General features: G+C 34.5%; 11 protein-coding genes. 3 read left to right on the top strand and 8 right to left on the bottom strand.

What is annotated here, in order from left to right; translation table 11 throughout:
• The 7 genes from ACQY44_RS24200 to ACQY44_RS24170 all read right to left on the bottom strand — a co-directional run.
• Positions 1 to 563, bottom strand: a 563-nt coding sequence (locus ACQY44_RS24200; protein ID WP_428232844.1) for a glycoside hydrolase family 20 zincin-like fold domain-containing protein, incomplete at its 3' end; no start/stop codon positions are given.
• A gap of 158 nt (positions 564 to 721) precedes the next feature.
• On the bottom strand, positions 722 to 2,659 hold the full coding sequence (gene nagB, locus ACQY44_RS24195) for a glucosamine-6-phosphate deaminase (protein ID WP_428232843.1): 1,938 nt from the start codon (positions 2,657 to 2,659) through the stop codon (positions 722 to 724).
• A gap of 117 nt (positions 2,660 to 2,776) precedes the next feature.
• Positions 2,777 to 4,354, bottom strand: a complete 1,578-nt coding sequence (locus ACQY44_RS24190; RefSeq protein WP_428232842.1) for a RagB/SusD family nutrient uptake outer membrane protein — start codon at positions 4,352 to 4,354, stop codon at positions 2,777 to 2,779.
• 11 nt (positions 4,355 to 4,365) lie between these two features.
• On the bottom strand, positions 4,366 to 7,413 hold the full coding sequence (locus ACQY44_RS24185) for a SusC/RagA family TonB-linked outer membrane protein (protein WP_428232841.1): 3,048 nt from the start codon (positions 7,411 to 7,413) through the stop codon (positions 4,366 to 4,368).
• 363 nt (positions 7,414 to 7,776) lie between these two features.
• Positions 7,777 to 8,802: a glycosyl hydrolase family 18 protein gene (locus tag ACQY44_RS24180; protein WP_428232840.1), complete on the bottom strand. Its 1,026-nt coding sequence runs from the start codon at positions 8,800 to 8,802 to the stop codon at positions 7,777 to 7,779.
• 91 nt (positions 8,803 to 8,893) lie between these two features.
• Complete coding sequence (locus tag ACQY44_RS24175; protein ID WP_428232839.1) at positions 8,894 to 10,414, bottom strand: SusD/RagB family nutrient-binding outer membrane lipoprotein; 1,521 nt, start codon at positions 10,412 to 10,414, stop codon at positions 8,894 to 8,896.
• An 11-nt stretch (positions 10,415 to 10,425) separates the two neighbouring features.
• The gene (locus tag ACQY44_RS24170; protein WP_428232838.1) at positions 10,426 to 13,614 is read right to left on the bottom strand and encodes a SusC/RagA family TonB-linked outer membrane protein; all 3,189 of its coding nucleotides are present in this window, start codon (positions 13,612 to 13,614) and stop codon (positions 10,426 to 10,428) included.
• A gap of 270 nt (positions 13,615 to 13,884) precedes the next feature.
• Between ACQY44_RS24170 and ACQY44_RS24165 the strand changes: the two genes are divergently transcribed.
• The 3 genes from ACQY44_RS24165 (at position 13,885) to ACQY44_RS24155 (ending at position 17,277) form a co-directional block, all read left to right on the top strand.
• Complete coding sequence (locus tag ACQY44_RS24165; RefSeq protein WP_428232837.1) at positions 13,885 to 14,937, top strand: sensor histidine kinase; 1,053 nt, start codon at positions 13,885 to 13,887, stop codon at positions 14,935 to 14,937.
• Entirely contained in the window at positions 14,927 to 15,628 is a 702-nt protein-coding gene (locus ACQY44_RS24160) for a LytR/AlgR family response regulator transcription factor (protein WP_428232836.1), read from the top strand. Before ACQY44_RS24165 ends, ACQY44_RS24160 begins: the two co-directional genes overlap by 11 nt.
• Before the next feature lie 176 nt (positions 15,629 to 15,804).
• Positions 15,805 to 17,277 (top strand): MFS transporter, encoded by a 1,473-nt coding sequence (locus tag ACQY44_RS24155; RefSeq protein ID WP_428232835.1) that lies wholly within the window; start codon positions 15,805 to 15,807, stop codon positions 17,275 to 17,277.
• Positions 17,278 to 17,450: 173 nt separating this feature from the next.
• On the opposite strand, the gene fsa is transcribed toward ACQY44_RS24155, so the two are convergent.
• Entirely contained in the window at positions 17,451 to 18,107 is a 657-nt protein-coding gene (gene fsa / locus ACQY44_RS24150) for a fructose-6-phosphate aldolase (RefSeq protein ID WP_395358784.1), read from the bottom strand.
• Between the last annotated feature and the right edge of the window lie 93 nt (positions 18,108 to 18,200).

Below are 18,200 nucleotides of genomic sequence, written 5' to 3'. Positions count from 1 at the left end.
GCGGCCAATCCATCAATATTTCTTTTGATTACATCAATTGGCTGAAAATGCCTTGAAACATCAATCATCAAACCTCTCCAGGTAAATCTTGGAAAATCAGATACTTTTGAGTTTGGAAAATAAAAGGAGTTGTTCGTGTTTTGTAACATTTGCAATAACGTTTCAAGGCCGTGAAGTGCTCCTAAATCGCTGGTTGCATTTATTGTAATTTGATTTTGTTGGATATCTAAATGATAACTTTCATCTTCATACAAACCAATTTTCCCACTTCTGTCACAGTTGATCTGAAGTGTTGCATTTGGAACTTCATTTAATCTTGTAATAAAACCCTGTTCGAAAAAAATACCGGTTCTACCGTCTAAGCGACGCAAAAAGCGAGTTACTCCACCAAAAATTCGGGGATTCGGTTTTCCGGTAATGTTTACTTTAAAGTTTTTATTTAAAGCAAAATTTCCGTTGTTTACAACAACACTCTGAGGCCACGGCATAAGATTTAGCTGCTCTTTTTGAATCTGAGCACCAGACGTTACACCTGCTAATAGTAGTACTAATAAATATTTCATTTTTACTGTTTTTGAAAAGATGTTATCCGGAGATAACAGTATTAAATAATAAAAGAAACAAAACTCAGAATGAACTCTATTGAATCCTCACTTTCTTTATGAAATCAATCTGAATTTTGTAATGTGATCCGCTCTCACCCGAATCTTATATTTTAACTTTAGTAATCAAAACGTTTAAAGGCTTCGATTGCTTCGTATTCTGCCAATCCTAAATCATCGTATAAGATGGCTGTGTTTTTGTTACGGTCTTCGGCTCTCACCCAGAATTCCCTAGAGTCATTTCCCTGAAACATTACTCTGTCTTTTTGAGACTGGTGGTATAAAATCGCGTGACGTTTCAGTAATACTTCTGATGGAGAAAGCGGAACAGCCATATCAATTTCGTGAATGTCCCATTCGTGCCACGCCCCTCTGTACAACCATAACCAGCAATCGTCCATGTATTTTTCTGGTTTTAATTGTTTCATGGCGGCAAAAATTGCGTTCAGACATACTTCGTGCGTTCCGTGCGGATCGGCAAGATCTCCTGCTGCAAAAACCTGATGTGGTTTTATTTGTGCAATGATATCTTTTACAATCGCAATATCTTCTGCTCCTAACGGATTTTTCTTTACCTGTCCGGTTTCGTAAAACGGAAGGTCTAAAAAGTGGGTATTCTCATCTTTTAAACCAATATATCTTGTCGCGGCATATGATTCTCTTCTACGGATTAGTCCTTTTAATTTTCGGACTTCCAGTGAATCAATTTCGTTTTCTGATTTATGGTTTAAAAATTCAATTACCGATTTGAAGTCGATTCCACTTGCTGCGTCACCAACAAAATCTTTGGCAACCTCAGCAAATTTTAATGCTTCGTCATCTGTAACGGCTATATTTCCGGAGGTTTGATATACTACGTGTACATCGTGGCCTTGTTTTATCAATTTTGAAAAAGTGCCTCCCATAGAAATCACATCATCATCCGGATGTGGACTAAAAAGAATCACTCGTTTTTTTGCAGGATTGGCTCTTTCCGGACGGTGTGAATCGTCAGTATTGGGTTTTCCACCCGGCCATCCTGTGATGGTATGCTGCAAGACGTTGAACATATTGATGTTCAGATCATAAGCAGAACCTTCCTGCGCCAAAAGATCAGACATTCCGTTGTTGTTGTAATCTCTGTCTGTTAATTTTAAAATGGATTGTTTTGTTTTTTGGCACAACCAAACAATCGCTTTGCTTTTTAATTCCTGTGTCCAGATGCATTCTCCTACTAACCACGGTGTTTTAAAACGTGTTAATTCTACAGCGGCAGACTGGTCTAATACAAAGGTGGCATTGGCATGATTTTGTAAAAAAGTAGCCGGAACTTCTGAACTGATATCGCCCTGAATGGTTCTCTTAATGATATCGGCTTTGTTTTGTCCCCAAGCCATAAGTACAATTCTTTTAGACCTCATAATGGTAGAAACTCCCATGGTAATCGCTCTTTTAGGAACGTTGTCGATACCATTAAAATCAGATGAAGCGTCTACTCTTGTAATGTGATCCAGTGTAATAATTCTAGTTCCTGAGTTGATGTGCGATCCCGGCTCATTGAAACCTACGTGACCGGTACGACCAATACCTAATAATTGAAAATCAAGACCTCCTGCGTTTTTAATATTCATTTCGTAATCGATGCAATATTGGTTGAGTTCCTCAATTGCAACGGTACCATCGGGAATATTGACATTCTCCGGTTTGATATCAATATGATTAAAAAGATGCTGGTGCATGAAATAATGATAGCTCTGATTGTTCTCTTTGGTCATTGGATAATATTCATCCAGATTGAAAGTGATCACATTGCTAAAACTTAATCCTTCTTCTCTGTGCATTCTCACTAACTCTTCATAGACTTTTATAGGAGAAGAACCTGTTGCTAAACCTAATACGCAAGATTTTCCTTTTTCTTGTTTAGATCTAATTAATTGCGCGATTTCCTGCGCTACAATTATCGAAGCTTCTGTAGAATTTCTGAAGATTTCGTTGTGGATTTTCTCAAATCGGGTCTCTTCAAATTTTCCCGCGCTTTTATAGCTGATATCAGGTTTTATTTCTAAAGCACTTTTCATTTCTTTTTTCTTTTTTTGTATTTACAATTTTGGTTTTTGAAATGGTATAAGCAACTTGCATTGCTTATACCATTTACTAACCAAACTTAAATTCTTATAATTCTTTGATACTTTATTTTAGAAATTTGGAGCATTAACATCCCACCAAGTTCTGGTTCCACCATTGTCAGGACCACCTAGTTTTGTTATTCCTGTTTGAACTCCACCAGGGTTTCCGTCTTTTTCAGTAGAAACAAAAGGAATTCTTCTTACACCAAATTCAGTAGTAACTAAACCAGCACTTTGATTGTTAAGAATTGGCAATAATTTAGGATAACCTGTTCTACGGTGATCAGCCCAAGCTTCCATACCATCAGGAAAATTAGCAATCCATTTTTGAGTAATGATTTTTTGCAGTTTCACTTCGTTACTTGCTGTATCATCCCAGGCAACGGTAACTTTGTTTACAGCTAAACCACTATTGAATGGGGCAACCGGGTCTACATAGTCTTTAGCCGTTTTTACATTATCTGCAATGTAATCAGCAGCACCACCTGTAGCAAGCTGATCAAAAGATGCAGTAATACCAGCTTTATATAATGTTGCAGCATCACCCCCCATATTCCAACCTCTTAAAGCTCCTTCAGCTCTTAAGAAATAAATTTCAGCGGTATTCAACCAAACTACTTGTTTATCGTCTTTTATGATCTTACCAAAATTTGAAAATTTCATGTGTAGCGATTTATCTCCAAGATTTCCTCCAGTACGGATTCCTTTATATTCTCCAGGGAATTGTTCAGAAGGATCAAAATAAACTTTCATTCTAGGATCATTGTAACCTCCCATAATAGATTCCATGTCTGCAGACATACGACTATCATTATATTCATAAGCAGCTACTTTAAGAGGATGTTGTGATACACCTTTGCTTACTATAAAACTATCAGCAACAACTGTCATTACACCAAATTTTTGACTAATAGCTTTTTCAGCTTCTGTTTTAGCCAATGCAGGATTAACTTTTACAATACGCATAGCTAATCTTAAACGCAATGAATTTGCATACCTAACCCATTTTGTATAATCTCCTCCGTAGGTTGAACGGTCTATGTTCGTAAAAGAACTTTTCTCTCCGGCGTCGATTCTTTTTGTTAATTCTGTTACAGCAAAGTCTAAGTCTTTAAACATTAATCCATAAGCTTCTTCTTGAGAATCATATCCAATTGTTGCATCAGTAGTACCTAATTTTGAATACACAATTGGCCCCCATGAATCTGCTGCTTTATGTAAAGTTTGTACTTTAATAATTGTAGCAAGAGCGTAAAACTCATCATATTTACCTTTAGATGCTCTTTCGACTGTTAAGTAATTTGCCATCACTTGTGCATAAATAGCTTCCCAACCCCAAAGGTTCCAGTTATCTGAAAGTGCATACGAAAGATTGTTAGATCCATCAAAACCAGGTGCTGTAGTGTAGCCTCCCCAAGTATTACCGGATAAATCAATGGCTACCTGATACTTCCATCCCGGAACATTCACCATTACATTATCAAACATAGTTGTAAAAGGACCTTTTATATAATTAAAGTCCTGTTTTAGCTCGTCTTGTGTAAAAGCGTCAGGATTACTATTAATCTCGTCGAAATTATCTGTACAACCAACTAAGGCTAAAAGACCAAAACAGATTAATGATTTTTTTATATTATTTGTTTTCATGAGATTTTAAATTAGAAAGTTACATTTAAATTAAGACCAATACTTCTTGTTGATGGTAAACCATAAATATCAACTCCTTGTAAACCTTGACCTGTACTTAAAGCAATGTTTGGATCAAAAGGTGCATCTTTATAAAAGAAAAATAAGTTTCTTGCGATTAATGATAAAGTTGCTGTATTAACAAATGGAAGTACTTTTTTATTGAAAGTATAGCCAAGAGATACTTCTCTTAAACTTACATTTGTCGCATTATAGACATATTCAGCCGTAGCACCATTAACTCCTCCAACTGTAGTGTAATATTTTTCAGCATCCATTGAAGTTACTTTTGTACCATTAGGCATAACTGCATTTATTGCAACACCACCTGCATTTCTGGCATCTCCACTTCTTTTTGAAACTCCATACCAATCATTCATAGATTCTGTAATACTCATTACATCTCCTCCAAAACGTCCGTCGATCAAGAAGTTTGCTGTAAAAGCACCAAATTTAAATGTGTTTGACCAACCTAGCATAAAATCAGGATTTGCATTACCTACTTCGCGCAATCCGCTTTCTAAAGCTATATTTCCTTTATCATCTAAAACAATTTCTCCCTGAGCATTTTTAACGATATTTTTTCCTTCAATAACCCCAAATGGTCGTCCTTCAGTCAAAGCATATCTATAGTTAATATTATTTACCGGAGTTAAAGGAATTGAACCTCCTAATTCTTCTGGAATTTCTTTTACTTTATTTCTATTTTGAGAATAATTTATTGTCGTATCCCATGAAAATTTATCTCCAGTAATGATTTTTCCAGTAAGAACAACTTCAAAACCTTTATTTTCTATACTACCCGCATTAATTCCGTAGAAAGTATAACCGTAAGGATTTGTTGCAGGTGCAGGAATCTGAATGTATTGATTTTTAGTTTCTGAATTGTAGTATGAAACCTCAAAACCTAATCTGTTATTAAACATTCTCCACTCTGTACCAAATTCATATTCTGATTTTAATTCTGGTTTTAATCCATCACCAGGTCTTGGTCCTACCGTAGGAGGAATAATATTACCACCTTGAATAGTTGATTTTGGAGAAGTTACAAAAGCCGAAACGTCATTACCAACCTGTGCATAAGTTCCTCTCACTTTTCCAAAGTTAATCCACTCTGGCATAGTAGTCATTTCACTTAAAAGAGCAGTAACCCCTACAGATGGGTAGAAATATGACCCCGTATCTGTATTTACTAAAGTAGAAGACCAATCATTACGTCCGGTAACATCTAAATATAACATGTTTTTATAACCAAAAGTTGCAGATGCAAATACAGACTGAACTTCTCTTGAAGAACCTGTAGCCTGAAGACTTAAATTATCTAACCCACTTGCACTTCCAAAATTACCCAAAGTAAACAAGTTTGCATTAACAAGCCCTCCAACAATACCAGAATCTAAAGTAGTAGCATGATTTGCTAAGGTATTATTGATACTTGTACCTACTATAGCATTAAAACTAAAATCTTCGTTGAAGTTCGTATTAATTTTAGCGATTAAATCTCCGTAACGCTGTGTGCTTAATGTAGCAACGTTTATATACCTACCGTTTATATTAGATAAAGAAGTGTTTGTAGTAGCATAGATTCTTTTGTCAAAATCGTTTTCAATTCTGTTATAGCTATATCTTGCCGTAATACTTAACCAATTGTTTGCTTTATAGTCTAAAGCAATATTTCCGTTAAAGAAATTGTCCTTATCAATAGATTTGTTTCTATTGATTAGCCAATAAGGGTTTTGAACGTAAATATCAGCATTCGGTGCACTATAAAAATTTTGTCCGTATAAATTTCGATCTGGTCTGTAGACTTCAAAATTATCTTTATAATAATTAAAATCATTTGCTCTTTGAAATAAATAAACTCCAGTTAAAGGATTTGAATATAGTCCATTTACAGGTCTGTTATCAATAGTTTGGCTTGTATATTTTGCATCAGCAGAAACAGTTAATTTATTATTAAAAAATTTCGCTGTCTGACGAATTCCAAAATTATTTTTCTTTAATCCGTTTCCTTCTATAATTCCTGAAGCAGAAGTATTAGCATAAGATAAACTTGTAGTCGAAATATCTGTTCCTGTTGTAAATGCTAAAGAAGTAATTTGTGTAACTCCAGTATTAAAAAAGTCATCAACAAAATCATTTGAAGCAACTTTTCCTCCCCAAGATTTCTGTGCATTTGCAGTTCCGTATTCATTTTGGAATTTTGGCAAAGAATGTACCGATTCAAAAGTAGTAACAGAAGAAACTGATAAATTAGAAGTGTTTTCTTTTGTCTTTTTAGAAGAAAGTAAAATAACACCATTTGCTCCCTGAGATCCGTATAATACAGATGCCGCTGCACCTTTAAGCACAGTCATACCTTCGTAATCATCAGGATTAATCAAAGAAACTGTATCTCCTCCGTCACGGTTACCTCCGGCAGTACTACCAAAAGAATCATTTGGCTGATTTGAAGAACCATTATATAAAGGAATACCATCGATAACATAAAGTGGCTGACTGTTCATGATAGAAGAGTTACCACGAATAACTACCTTAGTAGATCCTCCAGTACCACCAGAACTTTTTGTAACAGCAACACCGGCAATTTTACCAGCAATTGTATTAATAACGTTAGCATCTTTTACACGAGTTAACTCTTCACCTTTTAGCTCTTGAGCAGAATAAGTCAAAGATTTTCTAGTTTTCTTAAGACCTAATGAAGTTACAACAACCTCTGTAAGTGCATTCGATGCTGCAGTAACCATTTTAACATTAATTGTAGCAGCATCACCTACAACTATAGTTTGTGTTTCAAGACCTACATAAGTAAAAACTAAAGTTTGTCCTTTTTGTGCTTCAATTGCATACAATCCATCAAAATCGGTAGTAGTACCTTTTTGACCTCCTTGTACTGCAACAGATGCCCCTGGCAACGGCATCCCATCAGAATCTGTAATCACACCTTTGACATTTTTTACTTGTGCAAGCGAAACTTGCGCCGTAAAAACAATCATAAAGATTAAGAAAATTTTTTTCATGTTTATTTATTTTGTTAGTTATGGTGTAAATTTATTCTTAAGGGATTGTTAAAAAAAATAAATTATACGAACGACTTCAAATTTTAAACCAACGACATAAAACAATCAATAATATGCTTCACGAAAACGTTTTCAAGTTACTATATCTAACTTTTTTATCCCATTTATTAATATTTTATTCATCAATTTTACTTATTTACTAAAAAATCTTTATTTATAATAAAAACCTAATAATGTGACGTTTATATAGGAAATTGAAATTAAAGAAGGTGTTTTTTTCATTATATGTAAAATTTATAGTACCTCTAATCTTACTATTTTAACAAAGTCTTGTATTTTTAATACCACCGTTATCTCAAAATTTTAATTTCCGCACAAACCTGTTGTCTTCACTTTTAAGTTTGTGAATTTTTCATGAATAACATCTAACAAAGAATATTCATTAAATGAATCCTGAGCTATTTCCCAAATCATTATACCTCCGGTATTTTGAGCAGCATATTCGACTTTTTGAGAAATCGTGGGTCTACCATTATAATAGATCTTACCTACTTCGTCCTGATCTGCAAATTGAGATCCCGTTTCGATAATTTCTTTATAAGTAGAGCTGGTTGCATCAGGATTGGTAAAATTGTAACCGTAAAAAGGTACACCAAGAGTGAGCTTCTCACTAGGAACATTTTGAAGTTTGTGCCAAAAGTCTATTCCTTCTTTCGCAAAAGCGAAAGAACTATGTTGCCCCGGATTATTAGGTGTCCACGGACCTGTGCTGTCATAAGCCATTACATTAATAAAATCGAATGCCTTCAACGCATCTGAATTTATATTGTCGAAACGGGAATTATTAGGCAAAGCCGCCGTTAATATTTTTTTATGTTCAGAAAGGCTCTTTTTTAATTCAACCACAAAACCACTGTACCCTGAAGTTACAGCATTCCATTCGAGATCTACATCTACACCATCTAAATGATGCAATTCGACAAAATTGATAATGTTCTGAATTAAAGCAGGTCTATTTTCTGGTTTATCAATCAAAAAAGACCAATTTGCAGCTTGTTCTTCTGATATGACTCCGCCCGCAAGCGAAATACTAATTATAATTTTAGGATTGACTGATTTGGCATATTTAATAAGAGCATCAATATCTCCATTAAATAGTATATTTCCGTTTTTGTCCGGATTTGCAAATGCGACATTAAGATGTGTTAATTTACAAAACCCAATAGAATTCATTTTATCGAAATTGCCAGAAGACAAATATCCTACAACTCGCGCTGTTTTATTTTTTGAAATTTCGATACCCCATTCTTTTTCAGTCGAAAAACTATAGGCAGAAAAAAGTGAACTTATAAAAAAAAGGATGCCTAAGAAGGCTTTATTTTTTATCATAATTTTTAATTTAAACTTGTTGTTTTTAATTTTAATTAGAATGAAAATAACACCTTATTAGGCATAACTTTATATTTGAGATTTATTTTTTTTAGTTTACATCCCACCAAACTTTTCCTAACCAATCATTTTTCCCTCCTAATCTTGCTACAGCTTCCTGATAATTTTTTTCATTTTTCTGTAATTCATCGTTTGGATAATACAAACGCGTTGGTACAACTCCCCCAGTTCCGGAATCTGAATTTGTTATGGGTACTAAATGAGGAAATCCTGTTCTTCTCCAGTTAGAGTATGCTTCGATACTATTGAATAAATAGGTAATCCAAATTTGTGTCCCTATTTGTTCTTTTTCTGTTCCTGCCAATAAAGGTTTACCATTTACATAAGCATCGATACTTGCCTGACTCGCAGGAGCTGCACCATAAATCTCTAATTGCTTGATACCTGCTTCAACCCCTTTTTTGTAATAATCTGCTGCAGAACCAGAAACCCAGCCTCTAAAAGCTGCCTCGGCTAATAATAATTCTGTCTCTGAATAACTTACATGCAAAAACGGAGTGGTTCTTAATTTTAAATAAGGTTGTATACCAGAAGCTGAATTTGATCCTCCGGGAAGTTCCCATCTAAATACTCCTGGCTTAACCCCTTCATACAATGTTTCGTCCGGCTGTATTGGTGACCAGGGCACCACGCTACTACTTGTTTTAGGAGTTGCTATCATGGTCAATCTTGGGTCTCCATTACTTTTTAGATAATCTATTAGTAAAGAACTAAAATGATCTCCTTGCTCGTTTCCTATAAAACCATAAGACAATCCATTTCCTCTATAATCCAGCCTTGCGGGATCATCACTAAAGGGAAAATCTAAATGATGCATAATGCAGTTATCAGCATTACTTTCAAAAACGCCATTTTGCAACGCTATTTTAGCTTGCTTTTCTGCTTCTGCCGGATTTACTTCAGAGATTCTCATAGCCAGACGCAAACGCATCGTATTGCCTAATTTTTTCCATTTTGATACATCACCGTTATAAAACAAATCTCCTTTTATCAGATCTTTTCCGGTATTTAATTGCTGAAAAGCTTCGTCTAATTCTTTAAAAAAAGAAGTATAAATATCTTGTTGTTTATCATATTTAGGCGTTACAATTCCTTTAGAAAAAGCCAAACCCGCCTCTGAATAAGGAACATCGCCATAAATATCTGTTAATCGCTGTGCCACCATTACCCTCATAATTTTAGCTACACCATTCATGTTTACTGCCAAAGGATCTTTGCCCGTTACATCAATAATATCTACCACGCTTTTCATTTCATGGGCATATACATTTCGCCATAAGGCAACGGCATATTCATCTGAATTTATAAATTTGTTACCATATTGTGTTACCGCCCAAGAACCAGCATAATGCTGCACAAAACCTCCGGCATATATTAAATTAGTTCTATGTTGGTAATATCCGTCTCCAGACATAGACAATTGGGTAAATGTAAGCTGACCTCCCGGATTTGCAGACAACGCTACCGGATCTTTTACCAGTTCGTCAAAATTTTCTGTACAGCCTACTACCGTAAACACAACAAGCGCGGCTATTATATATTTGATTTTCATAATTTACTTTTTTAGAATGTAACTTTAATATTAAAACCATACGATTTTCTTGATGGCAATGATCCGTACTCAAAACCTTGTCCGTTTCCTGAAGTATACATAGACTCTGGATCAATGTTTGGCAAATCTTTACTAAAAGTCAATAAATTTCGAGCAAATGCAGAAATGTAAATTGAATTGATTTTTGCACCACCAAAAACACTTTTAGGAATTGTATATCCTAAACTTATCTCTCTTAATTTTACGTAAGAAGCATCATAAATAAAAGGCGCTGGCGTATTTTCTGTAACATTCAGCCAATAGTCCTGCGGATCTACAGGTTTTGTATTTTTTATATAAACCGGATTATCTGCAGTTCCTGTATTAACAACTCCGTGCGCTATATACCCCCCTGTTGGAACCCAGGTTCCTGCATTAAAATTAGGATCGCTTGCAGCTGCTTGTGTTCTTGCTGCAATATAAGCGTCTCTTCCTTCTGTGGTAACATCCAGCAATCCTTTTGTTGCTGCAACAGAGTTTGTCATAGAATACACATCCATACCAAATTTCATGTCTAATAAAAATTGAAGCGTGATTCCTTTATATGAAAATCTATTCGTCAAACCCGCTGCCCAATCCGGAAGTCCTTTTCCTAAAGCAACTTTATTTTCTGTGTATAAAGGCATCCCATTTGCACCTATGATCACTTCGCCTGAATCTGTTTTTTGAAAATCTTTTCCAATAATAGTTCCATATTGCCCGCCAACTTGCGCTACAATAGCTGCATTAGCCCAACGAGCTTCAGAAATTGTATAGGTATTAATGTCCGGGTGTAAAGAAAGGATTGAGTTTTTATTCTTAGAAAAGTTCAAATCAATTCCCCATTCGAAATCTTTCGTTTTAATTGGTGTACCAGATAAAAAGATCTCAATACCTTCGTTACGTAATTCTCCGGCATTTACCGAAAGAAATTCATAACCTGATGTCGAAGATGATGCTAAATCAAGTGTTTGATCTGATGTATCTTCACGATATACAGTGATATCGGCTTTTAATCTATTTTTAAAGAAGGCTGTTTCTAGTCCAAACTCGATACCTGTTTTTGACTGAAAAGTCAGGTTTGCATTTGGTGCCGACGTATTCTTAACATTTATCACACTTTGCCCATCGTAAGAAGAATATGTCGTATAGTTTAATGCATTTTTGTAAGCTCCCGGAGCATTAGAAACTTTTGCCCATGAAGCTCTTAATTTTCCATATGAAAAAGCATCACTCTTAATATTAAACGCATCTGAGAATACAAATCCCAAAGAAGCACCCGGATAAAAAGCATCTTTATTAATAACACTAAACCAGTCATTTCTCCCCGTAAATTCAGCATACAAATAACCTTTATAATCGAATTTTGCAGAACCGTAAACAGAATTTGTCCTTGTTTTAGTTTCTACCGGCGCATTTATGCTTTGAACTGAAAAATTACTTATATATTCTGTTCCCGGCTGAATAATATTCGTTCCCTGACTAGAATTTTCTGATCTCCTAAAATCTCTTCTGCTTACTCCTAAAATTCCTGAGATGTTAAAATCAGTCGCTAATTTAATTTCACTAATCGTAGCAATAAGATCCGTATTCATCTCAGAAACCGTGATATCGTTCAATCCAAGATAACCGGTATCTCTTCCTGGCCACGTACTTCCTGGTACCATGAAATCTTTAGAATCAAAAACATAAGTATCTAAACCTGTTCTAAAAGTCAATCCAACCCATTTTTCAAGCTGATAGTTACCGGCAACGTTACCCGTAAAACGATTTTTCTTAGAAGTATTATGATTGGCATCTACTGTTAAATAAGGATTCAACTGATAAATGTTATTATTCCATTTATAAACTTCTCCGGTTTCCGGATTGCCATAATTTTTCAACCAAGCCTGATCAATATTGGGCGCCAAACCACTTAATGAATAGCCCACATTGTTAGGTGAATCTCCTAAACCAGGTCTATTATTGGTATTTTCGACCATATAATTTACATTGGCATCCAAAGTAAATTTATCCGATTTTAAAGTAGCATTTAAAGTAGCGTTATTTCTTTCTAATCCTGAATTTGGAACAACATCATCATTTTTCATGTTATTAAATCCAAAACGAAGATATGCGTTTTCACTTCCTCCAGAAAGTGCGATTCCGGTTGTTGTGGTCACTCCGGTTCTAAAAAAATCCTGAATATTATTATCAACTTTAGCATAAGGTCGCATAGAACCGTCAAATATTTTGACCTGCGTTCCTACTGTATTAGAAAATTTAGGTCCCCATGCACTGGTGGTATATCCGTATATTTCAGAAGGTGCTTTTAGCGGATCAGGCAAAATCCCATGAGATCCCGTACCATAATCACTTTGAAAATCTTTATACTTCGCATTTACATGATCAAAACTAACACCACTGGTTAATTCTACCTGTAGTTTTCCTTTACTTCCTTTTTTAGTTGTAATTAAAATGACACCGTTTAAAGCTCTTGAACCGTATAAAGCTGATGCAGCTGCACCTTTTAATACCGTAAGACTTTCAATATCATTAGGGTTAAGACTAGAAATTCCGTCTCCGTTATCTCTTCCGTCAAACCATTTACTAGCGGCGGCATTGTCATTATTCAATCCTGAATTATCGATAGGAACTCCGTCTACAATATAAAGTGGCTGGTTACTTTCACCTATACTCGAAATTCCTCTAATAATAACTCTGGCGCTTCCTCCTGCTCCTGTGGCAGGCATAGAAATATCGACACCGGCAATTTTACCTGAAAGTGACGACGCTACATTTGTTGTAATTACTTTATTAAGCTGATCTCCCTTAATGTCCTGAACCGCATATCCCAGTTCTTTCTTTTGTCTCTTTATCCCTAATGCCGTAACTACAACCTCGTTTAAGTTTTGTGCATCTTCTGTTAGTACAACATTTACTGTAGTTGATTGGGCTACAGTAGCCGTTTTCGTTTTAATTCCTATATACGAAAAAACAAGTACATCTCCTGTAGATGCTTGTATCGCATATTTACCGTCATAATCAGATTGGGTTGCTGTTTTTGTGCCTTGAATAACAATACTTACTCCCGGCAGTGGCAATCCGTTTTGATCACTCACTAAACCCTTGACTGTTTTTACTTGAGCAAGCGAAACCTGCGCAGTAAAGACAATCATAAAGATTAACATAATTTTTTTCATTTTATCATGGTTTTGTTGGTTAAGCGATAAATCTATTGTTAAAATTAACATAAATAAAACATTTTAAACAAACAACACAAAACCTTAAACGAACGACACAAAACAATCAATAATACGTTATACGAAAACGATATCCTTGTTTTTTAATCTAAAAATTAGCTTTTTTTATAAAATTTAATTCAAAAAAAATTGTGTTTTACCTTGTAATTGTTTAAAGTTGCACAATATTTCGAGGCAATACGCCAATAACAGTAAATCCCTAAATTAAAGTTGACTGAAATTCAAAAATTAAAATTTGATATTAAGCTCAAAAACCATGTTTGGTTTTGGGGTAGCTATTTCACTCTTAACTTTTTACGATGGGGAGCTTATTTTAATGATTACCCTTACTCCTTTAAATCAAACTTAATTGAGTTCTCCCTACATATTCCTTTAGTATATTTTAATCTTTTTGTTTTAGTCCCCCGGTATGTTTTAAAACAGAAATACATAACCTATACTATTTCTTTACTGATCAGTTTGTTTTGTATTTATTTATTAAAGACAGCACTGACCTACTATATCATATCTGAGAATATCTGGCCGGAAGCCAATCGCGAATACCATCCTTTTGAAATTAACCATATCGTTGCTGTATGCATTGGTGAATTGTATGTTCTCGCTATGGCTTCGTCAGTTTACTTAACCCTAACCTGGCTGAGAGAACGCGAAAGAAACCGATCTTTAAGAGAAAATCAGTTTAAAATAAAACTGAAGTATCTCGAAAATCAAATTCAACCCCATTTCTTTTTCAATACGCTCAATAATCTATATGCTTTGTCATTAGAATCTTCTGACAAGGTTCCTGATGTTATTATAAAACTCTCAAATCTGATGGAATATGTTTTATATGATGTAAAAGGAACCAAATTTGTCCCATTAATTAAAGAAATTGATTATATTCAAAATTATATTGAAATTGAAAAATTACGCTTTGAAAATGTGGAAGTTACAGTCAATCTCGAATCTGATATAGAAGACATTGTTGTTCCTCCTTTAATATTCATTTCATTGGTCGAAAATGCCTTTAAACACGGGGGTATCAATAACAATAACTTAAAAATTAAGATCAACTGTAAAGTGACCGACAATAAAATGTTAGATTTTGAAATCTTAAATAATTTTGTAAATTCACAAAATCTTAACGTTAAAGGCGGAATTGGTTTGGTTAATACCAAGAAAAGATTGAAATTGATTTACAAAAATAATTTCAGTTTAAAACACAAAACAAAACTAAATTACTATATAATCCGTTTGCAAATACCTATTGATAATGAAGATTAGATGCGTGTTGATTGATGATGAACCATTAGCAATCAAAGTCCTGCAAAATTATTTCACCAATTTTACAGATTTTGAGGTTATCGGCACATTCAATAATTCTTTAGAAGCACTTGATTTTATAAACAGTACTACTGTCGATGCCGTGTTTCTGGACATTAACATGCCTATGATGACAGGTTTTGAACTCATTAGCTTAATCGAAAACAAAACCAAAGTTATCATTACTACCGCTTTTAGGGAATTTGCAGCAGAAAGTTACGATCTTGATGTTTTAGATTATCTGGTAAAACCGATTCCGTTACCGCGATTCATAAAATGCATCAATAAAATCACAACCGAATACAATTTAAAGAACAATATAAAGGTTGAAACCAGTAAAGGTGACTCTCATATTTTTATCAAAGTAGATAAAAAAATGATGAAAATTAATATTGAAGAAATCTTATTTGTTGAAGGAATGAAGGAATATATAAAAGTTGTTACACCTGATAAAACCTATATTACTCATAAATCATTGACTTCTTTATCTGAAGAATTGCCTACAGACCGCTTTTTACGCATTCATAAATCCTACGTAATTGCATTAAATAAGGTAAAATCTATCGAAGGGAACCGCATTCAGATACAATCTTACACCATTCCTATAGGCAGAAATTACAGCAAAGAGGTCAAAAACAAAATTCTTGAATAAATTGTAATTTATAATTCAATTTTCTAACTAGGTAAAAATTAACACATTGTTGAAAAAATGACGTCGTTGGTTTAAATTTAACATTATTTGTGCCTTTTTATTTTTTTTTGATATACTTAACAAATATATTTACGGTCTTCAAAAAACAATAAAATAAAAAATTAACCTCTTAAATTATGAGTTCAGAAAATGTTCAAACCAAATGGGGACAGTTTATCTCGTTGATAATTGTTTTCTTCTTTTGGGGTTTTGTTGGTTCAGCCAATGATATCCTGATTCCGGTATTCAAAAAAGTATTTACTTTATCACAAGTACAATCACAATTAGTAGCCTGGGCATTTTACGCCGCATACTTCGTAGGGTCTGTGATTTTCTTTTTAGTATCTACAAAAGTAGATGTTTTACAAAAATTCGGATATAAAAAAACCCTTTCTGCTGGTTTGCTTCTTTCAGCAGTCGGATCATTCTTATTTATTCCTGCCGCAACAATGGAAAGTTTTCCATTCTTTTTAACTGCCTTATTTACTGTAGGTTTAGGATTTTCAATCCAGCAAATTGTAGCAAATCCATTAGCTATTAAAATGGGAAGCCCTCAAACAGGAGCGCACCGTTTGACTTTAGCAGGAGGTATTAATTCTTTCGGAACAACAATTGGAGCTATTTTATTAGGAATTGCTTTGTTTGGAATGGGAGACAATAAAAACACATCACTTTCATTAGAAGACATCAAATTACCTTTTATCATCCTTGGTCTTGCTTTTATCGCAGTGGCCATTTTCATGAACTTCTCTAAAATCGAAGATCCTGCAAAAGAAGAGGAAGAAGTAGTTAAGGTAGCCCACGAAAAATTCAGAATATCTGATTATCCACAACTATATCTTGGAATGTTAGGTATCTTTATCTACGTTGGAACTGAGGTTACCATTATCAGTAACTTACCGGCTTTATTACATACCGCTGAATTTGGTAATGTTTTAGAAGATGCCATTGCGCCATTTATTGCCCTATATTGGGGAAGTTTAATGATTGGTCGCTGGAATGGAGGAGTTAATGTTTTTAACACTTCAAACTTAGTAAATACAGCCTTAAAATTCATTGTACCGGCGGTAGCTTTTGGAGTAATAATTGGTGCTAACATTTTTGCTGCTCATGATGTTTCTGCATTCTATATCTATCCTATCTGGATCTTATTGTTTATTGCCGTAAGTTTTGTAGGTGGTAAAAATGCCGGAAAAACGTTAATGCTTTTCGGAATATCAGGATTATTAATGATGGTTGCAGGATTGGTATGGCCAGATCCATCAATCGCTAAATTCTTCTTTATCTCCGGAGGTTTATTCTTATCTATCATGTGGCCATCAATCTTCGATTTAGCAATTGCAGGTTTAGGTAAAAATACAGGAAAAGCATCTTCATTTTTGATCATGATGATTCTTGGAGGAGGAGTTATTCCTTTGATTCAAGGAAGTATCTGTGATATTGATCTTACCAGCCCGGGAGGAATCTTCGGAATCACCTGGACACACTTCTCTTACATCGTTCCACTTATTGGTTTTGCCTATTTAGGATTCTACGGTTTCTATTGCCCTAAAATCTTAAAAAGACAAGGAATTGATCACAACATTCAAAGCGAAGGCGGAGGTCACTAAGCCAAAGTGTAAAAAATAAAAGAAGTCCCGTTTTACAATGTAAAACGGGACTTCTTTTTTATATAAAACCCAATCCCCGGCAGATTTTGAAATAACATTCAGACGTACCTTAACAAAAAAAAATCGCCATCTTTCTATTGAAAAATGACGATTTTAATTTTTAGTATTAAGGATTACTTATTTCCTTTTTCAAAATCAGCTACAAATTGTGCTAATCCAATATCAGTTAACGGGTGTTTCAACAATCCGTAAATTGCAGAAAGAGGACCTGTCATAACATCAGCACCAATTTTAGCACAGTTTACAATATGCATAGTATGACGCACAGAAGCTGCTAAAATTTGAGTCTCATAACCATAGTTATCATAAATCAATCTGATTTCTTCAATCAAATTCAAACCATCAGTAGAAACATCATCCAAACGACCAATAAAAGGAGAAACATAAGTAGCTCCCGCTTTTGCAGCCAATAAAGCCTGCCCCGCAGAAAACACAAGTGTTACGTTTGTTTTAATGCCTTTATCAGAGAAATATTTTGCCGCCATTACACCTTCTTTTGTCATAGGCAATTTAACTACGATTTGCTCATGCAATTCAGCCAATTCTTCACCTTCTTTGATCATTCCATCATAATCCAGCGCATTTACTTCAGCACTAACATCTCCTTCTACAAGATTACAAATGTCAACATAATGCTTTAAAATATTGTTTTTTCCGGTAATACCTTCTTTTGCCATCAATGACGGGTTAGTTGTTACACCATCTAAAACACCTAAAGCCTGTGCTTCTTTAATCTGAGCTAAATTAGCCGTGTCAATAAAAAATTTCATAATTATATCTATTTAATTGTGTTCCATTTTTGGGCGTTCCCCAAGGGTCGGGCTATCCACTATATCTTTTATTTTTTAAAGAAAAAAACAAAA

This window comes from Flavobacterium sp., assembly GCF_965277525.1.
Classification (GTDB): domain Bacteria; phylum Bacteroidota; class Bacteroidia; order Flavobacteriales; family Flavobacteriaceae; genus Flavobacterium.
Note: the sequence above shows the minus strand (reverse complement) of the source record. Positions and strands in the feature narration are given on the sequence as shown.

Coding starts and splice junctions, on each gene's coding strand:
- ACQY44_RS24190 (WP_428232842.1), bottom strand. CDS start 4,354: ATGAAAACAAATAATATAAAAAAATCATTAATCTGTTTTGGTCTTTTA.
- ACQY44_RS24185 (WP_428232841.1), bottom strand. CDS start 7,413: ATGAAAAAAATTTTCTTAATCTTTATGATTGTTTTTACGGCGCAAGTT.
- ACQY44_RS24160 (WP_428232836.1), top strand. CDS start 14,927: ATGAAGATTAGATGCGTGTTGATTGATGATGAACCATTAGCAATCAAA.
- ACQY44_RS24155 (WP_428232835.1), top strand. CDS start 15,805: ATGAGTTCAGAAAATGTTCAAACCAAATGGGGACAGTTTATCTCGTTG.
- fsa (WP_395358784.1), bottom strand. CDS start 18,107: ATGAAATTTTTTATTGACACGGCTAATTTAGCTCAGATTAAAGAAGCA.
- ACQY44_RS24175 (WP_428232839.1), bottom strand. CDS start 10,414: ATGAAAATCAAATATATAATAGCCGCGCTTGTTGTGTTTACGGTAGTA.
- ACQY44_RS24170 (WP_428232838.1), bottom strand. CDS start 13,614: ATGAAAAAAATTATGTTAATCTTTATGATTGTCTTTACTGCGCAGGTT.
- nagB (WP_428232843.1), bottom strand. CDS start 2,659: ATGAAAAGTGCTTTAGAAATAAAACCTGATATCAGCTATAAAAGCGCG.
- ACQY44_RS24180 (WP_428232840.1), bottom strand. CDS start 8,802: ATGATAAAAAATAAAGCCTTCTTAGGCATCCTTTTTTTTATAAGTTCA.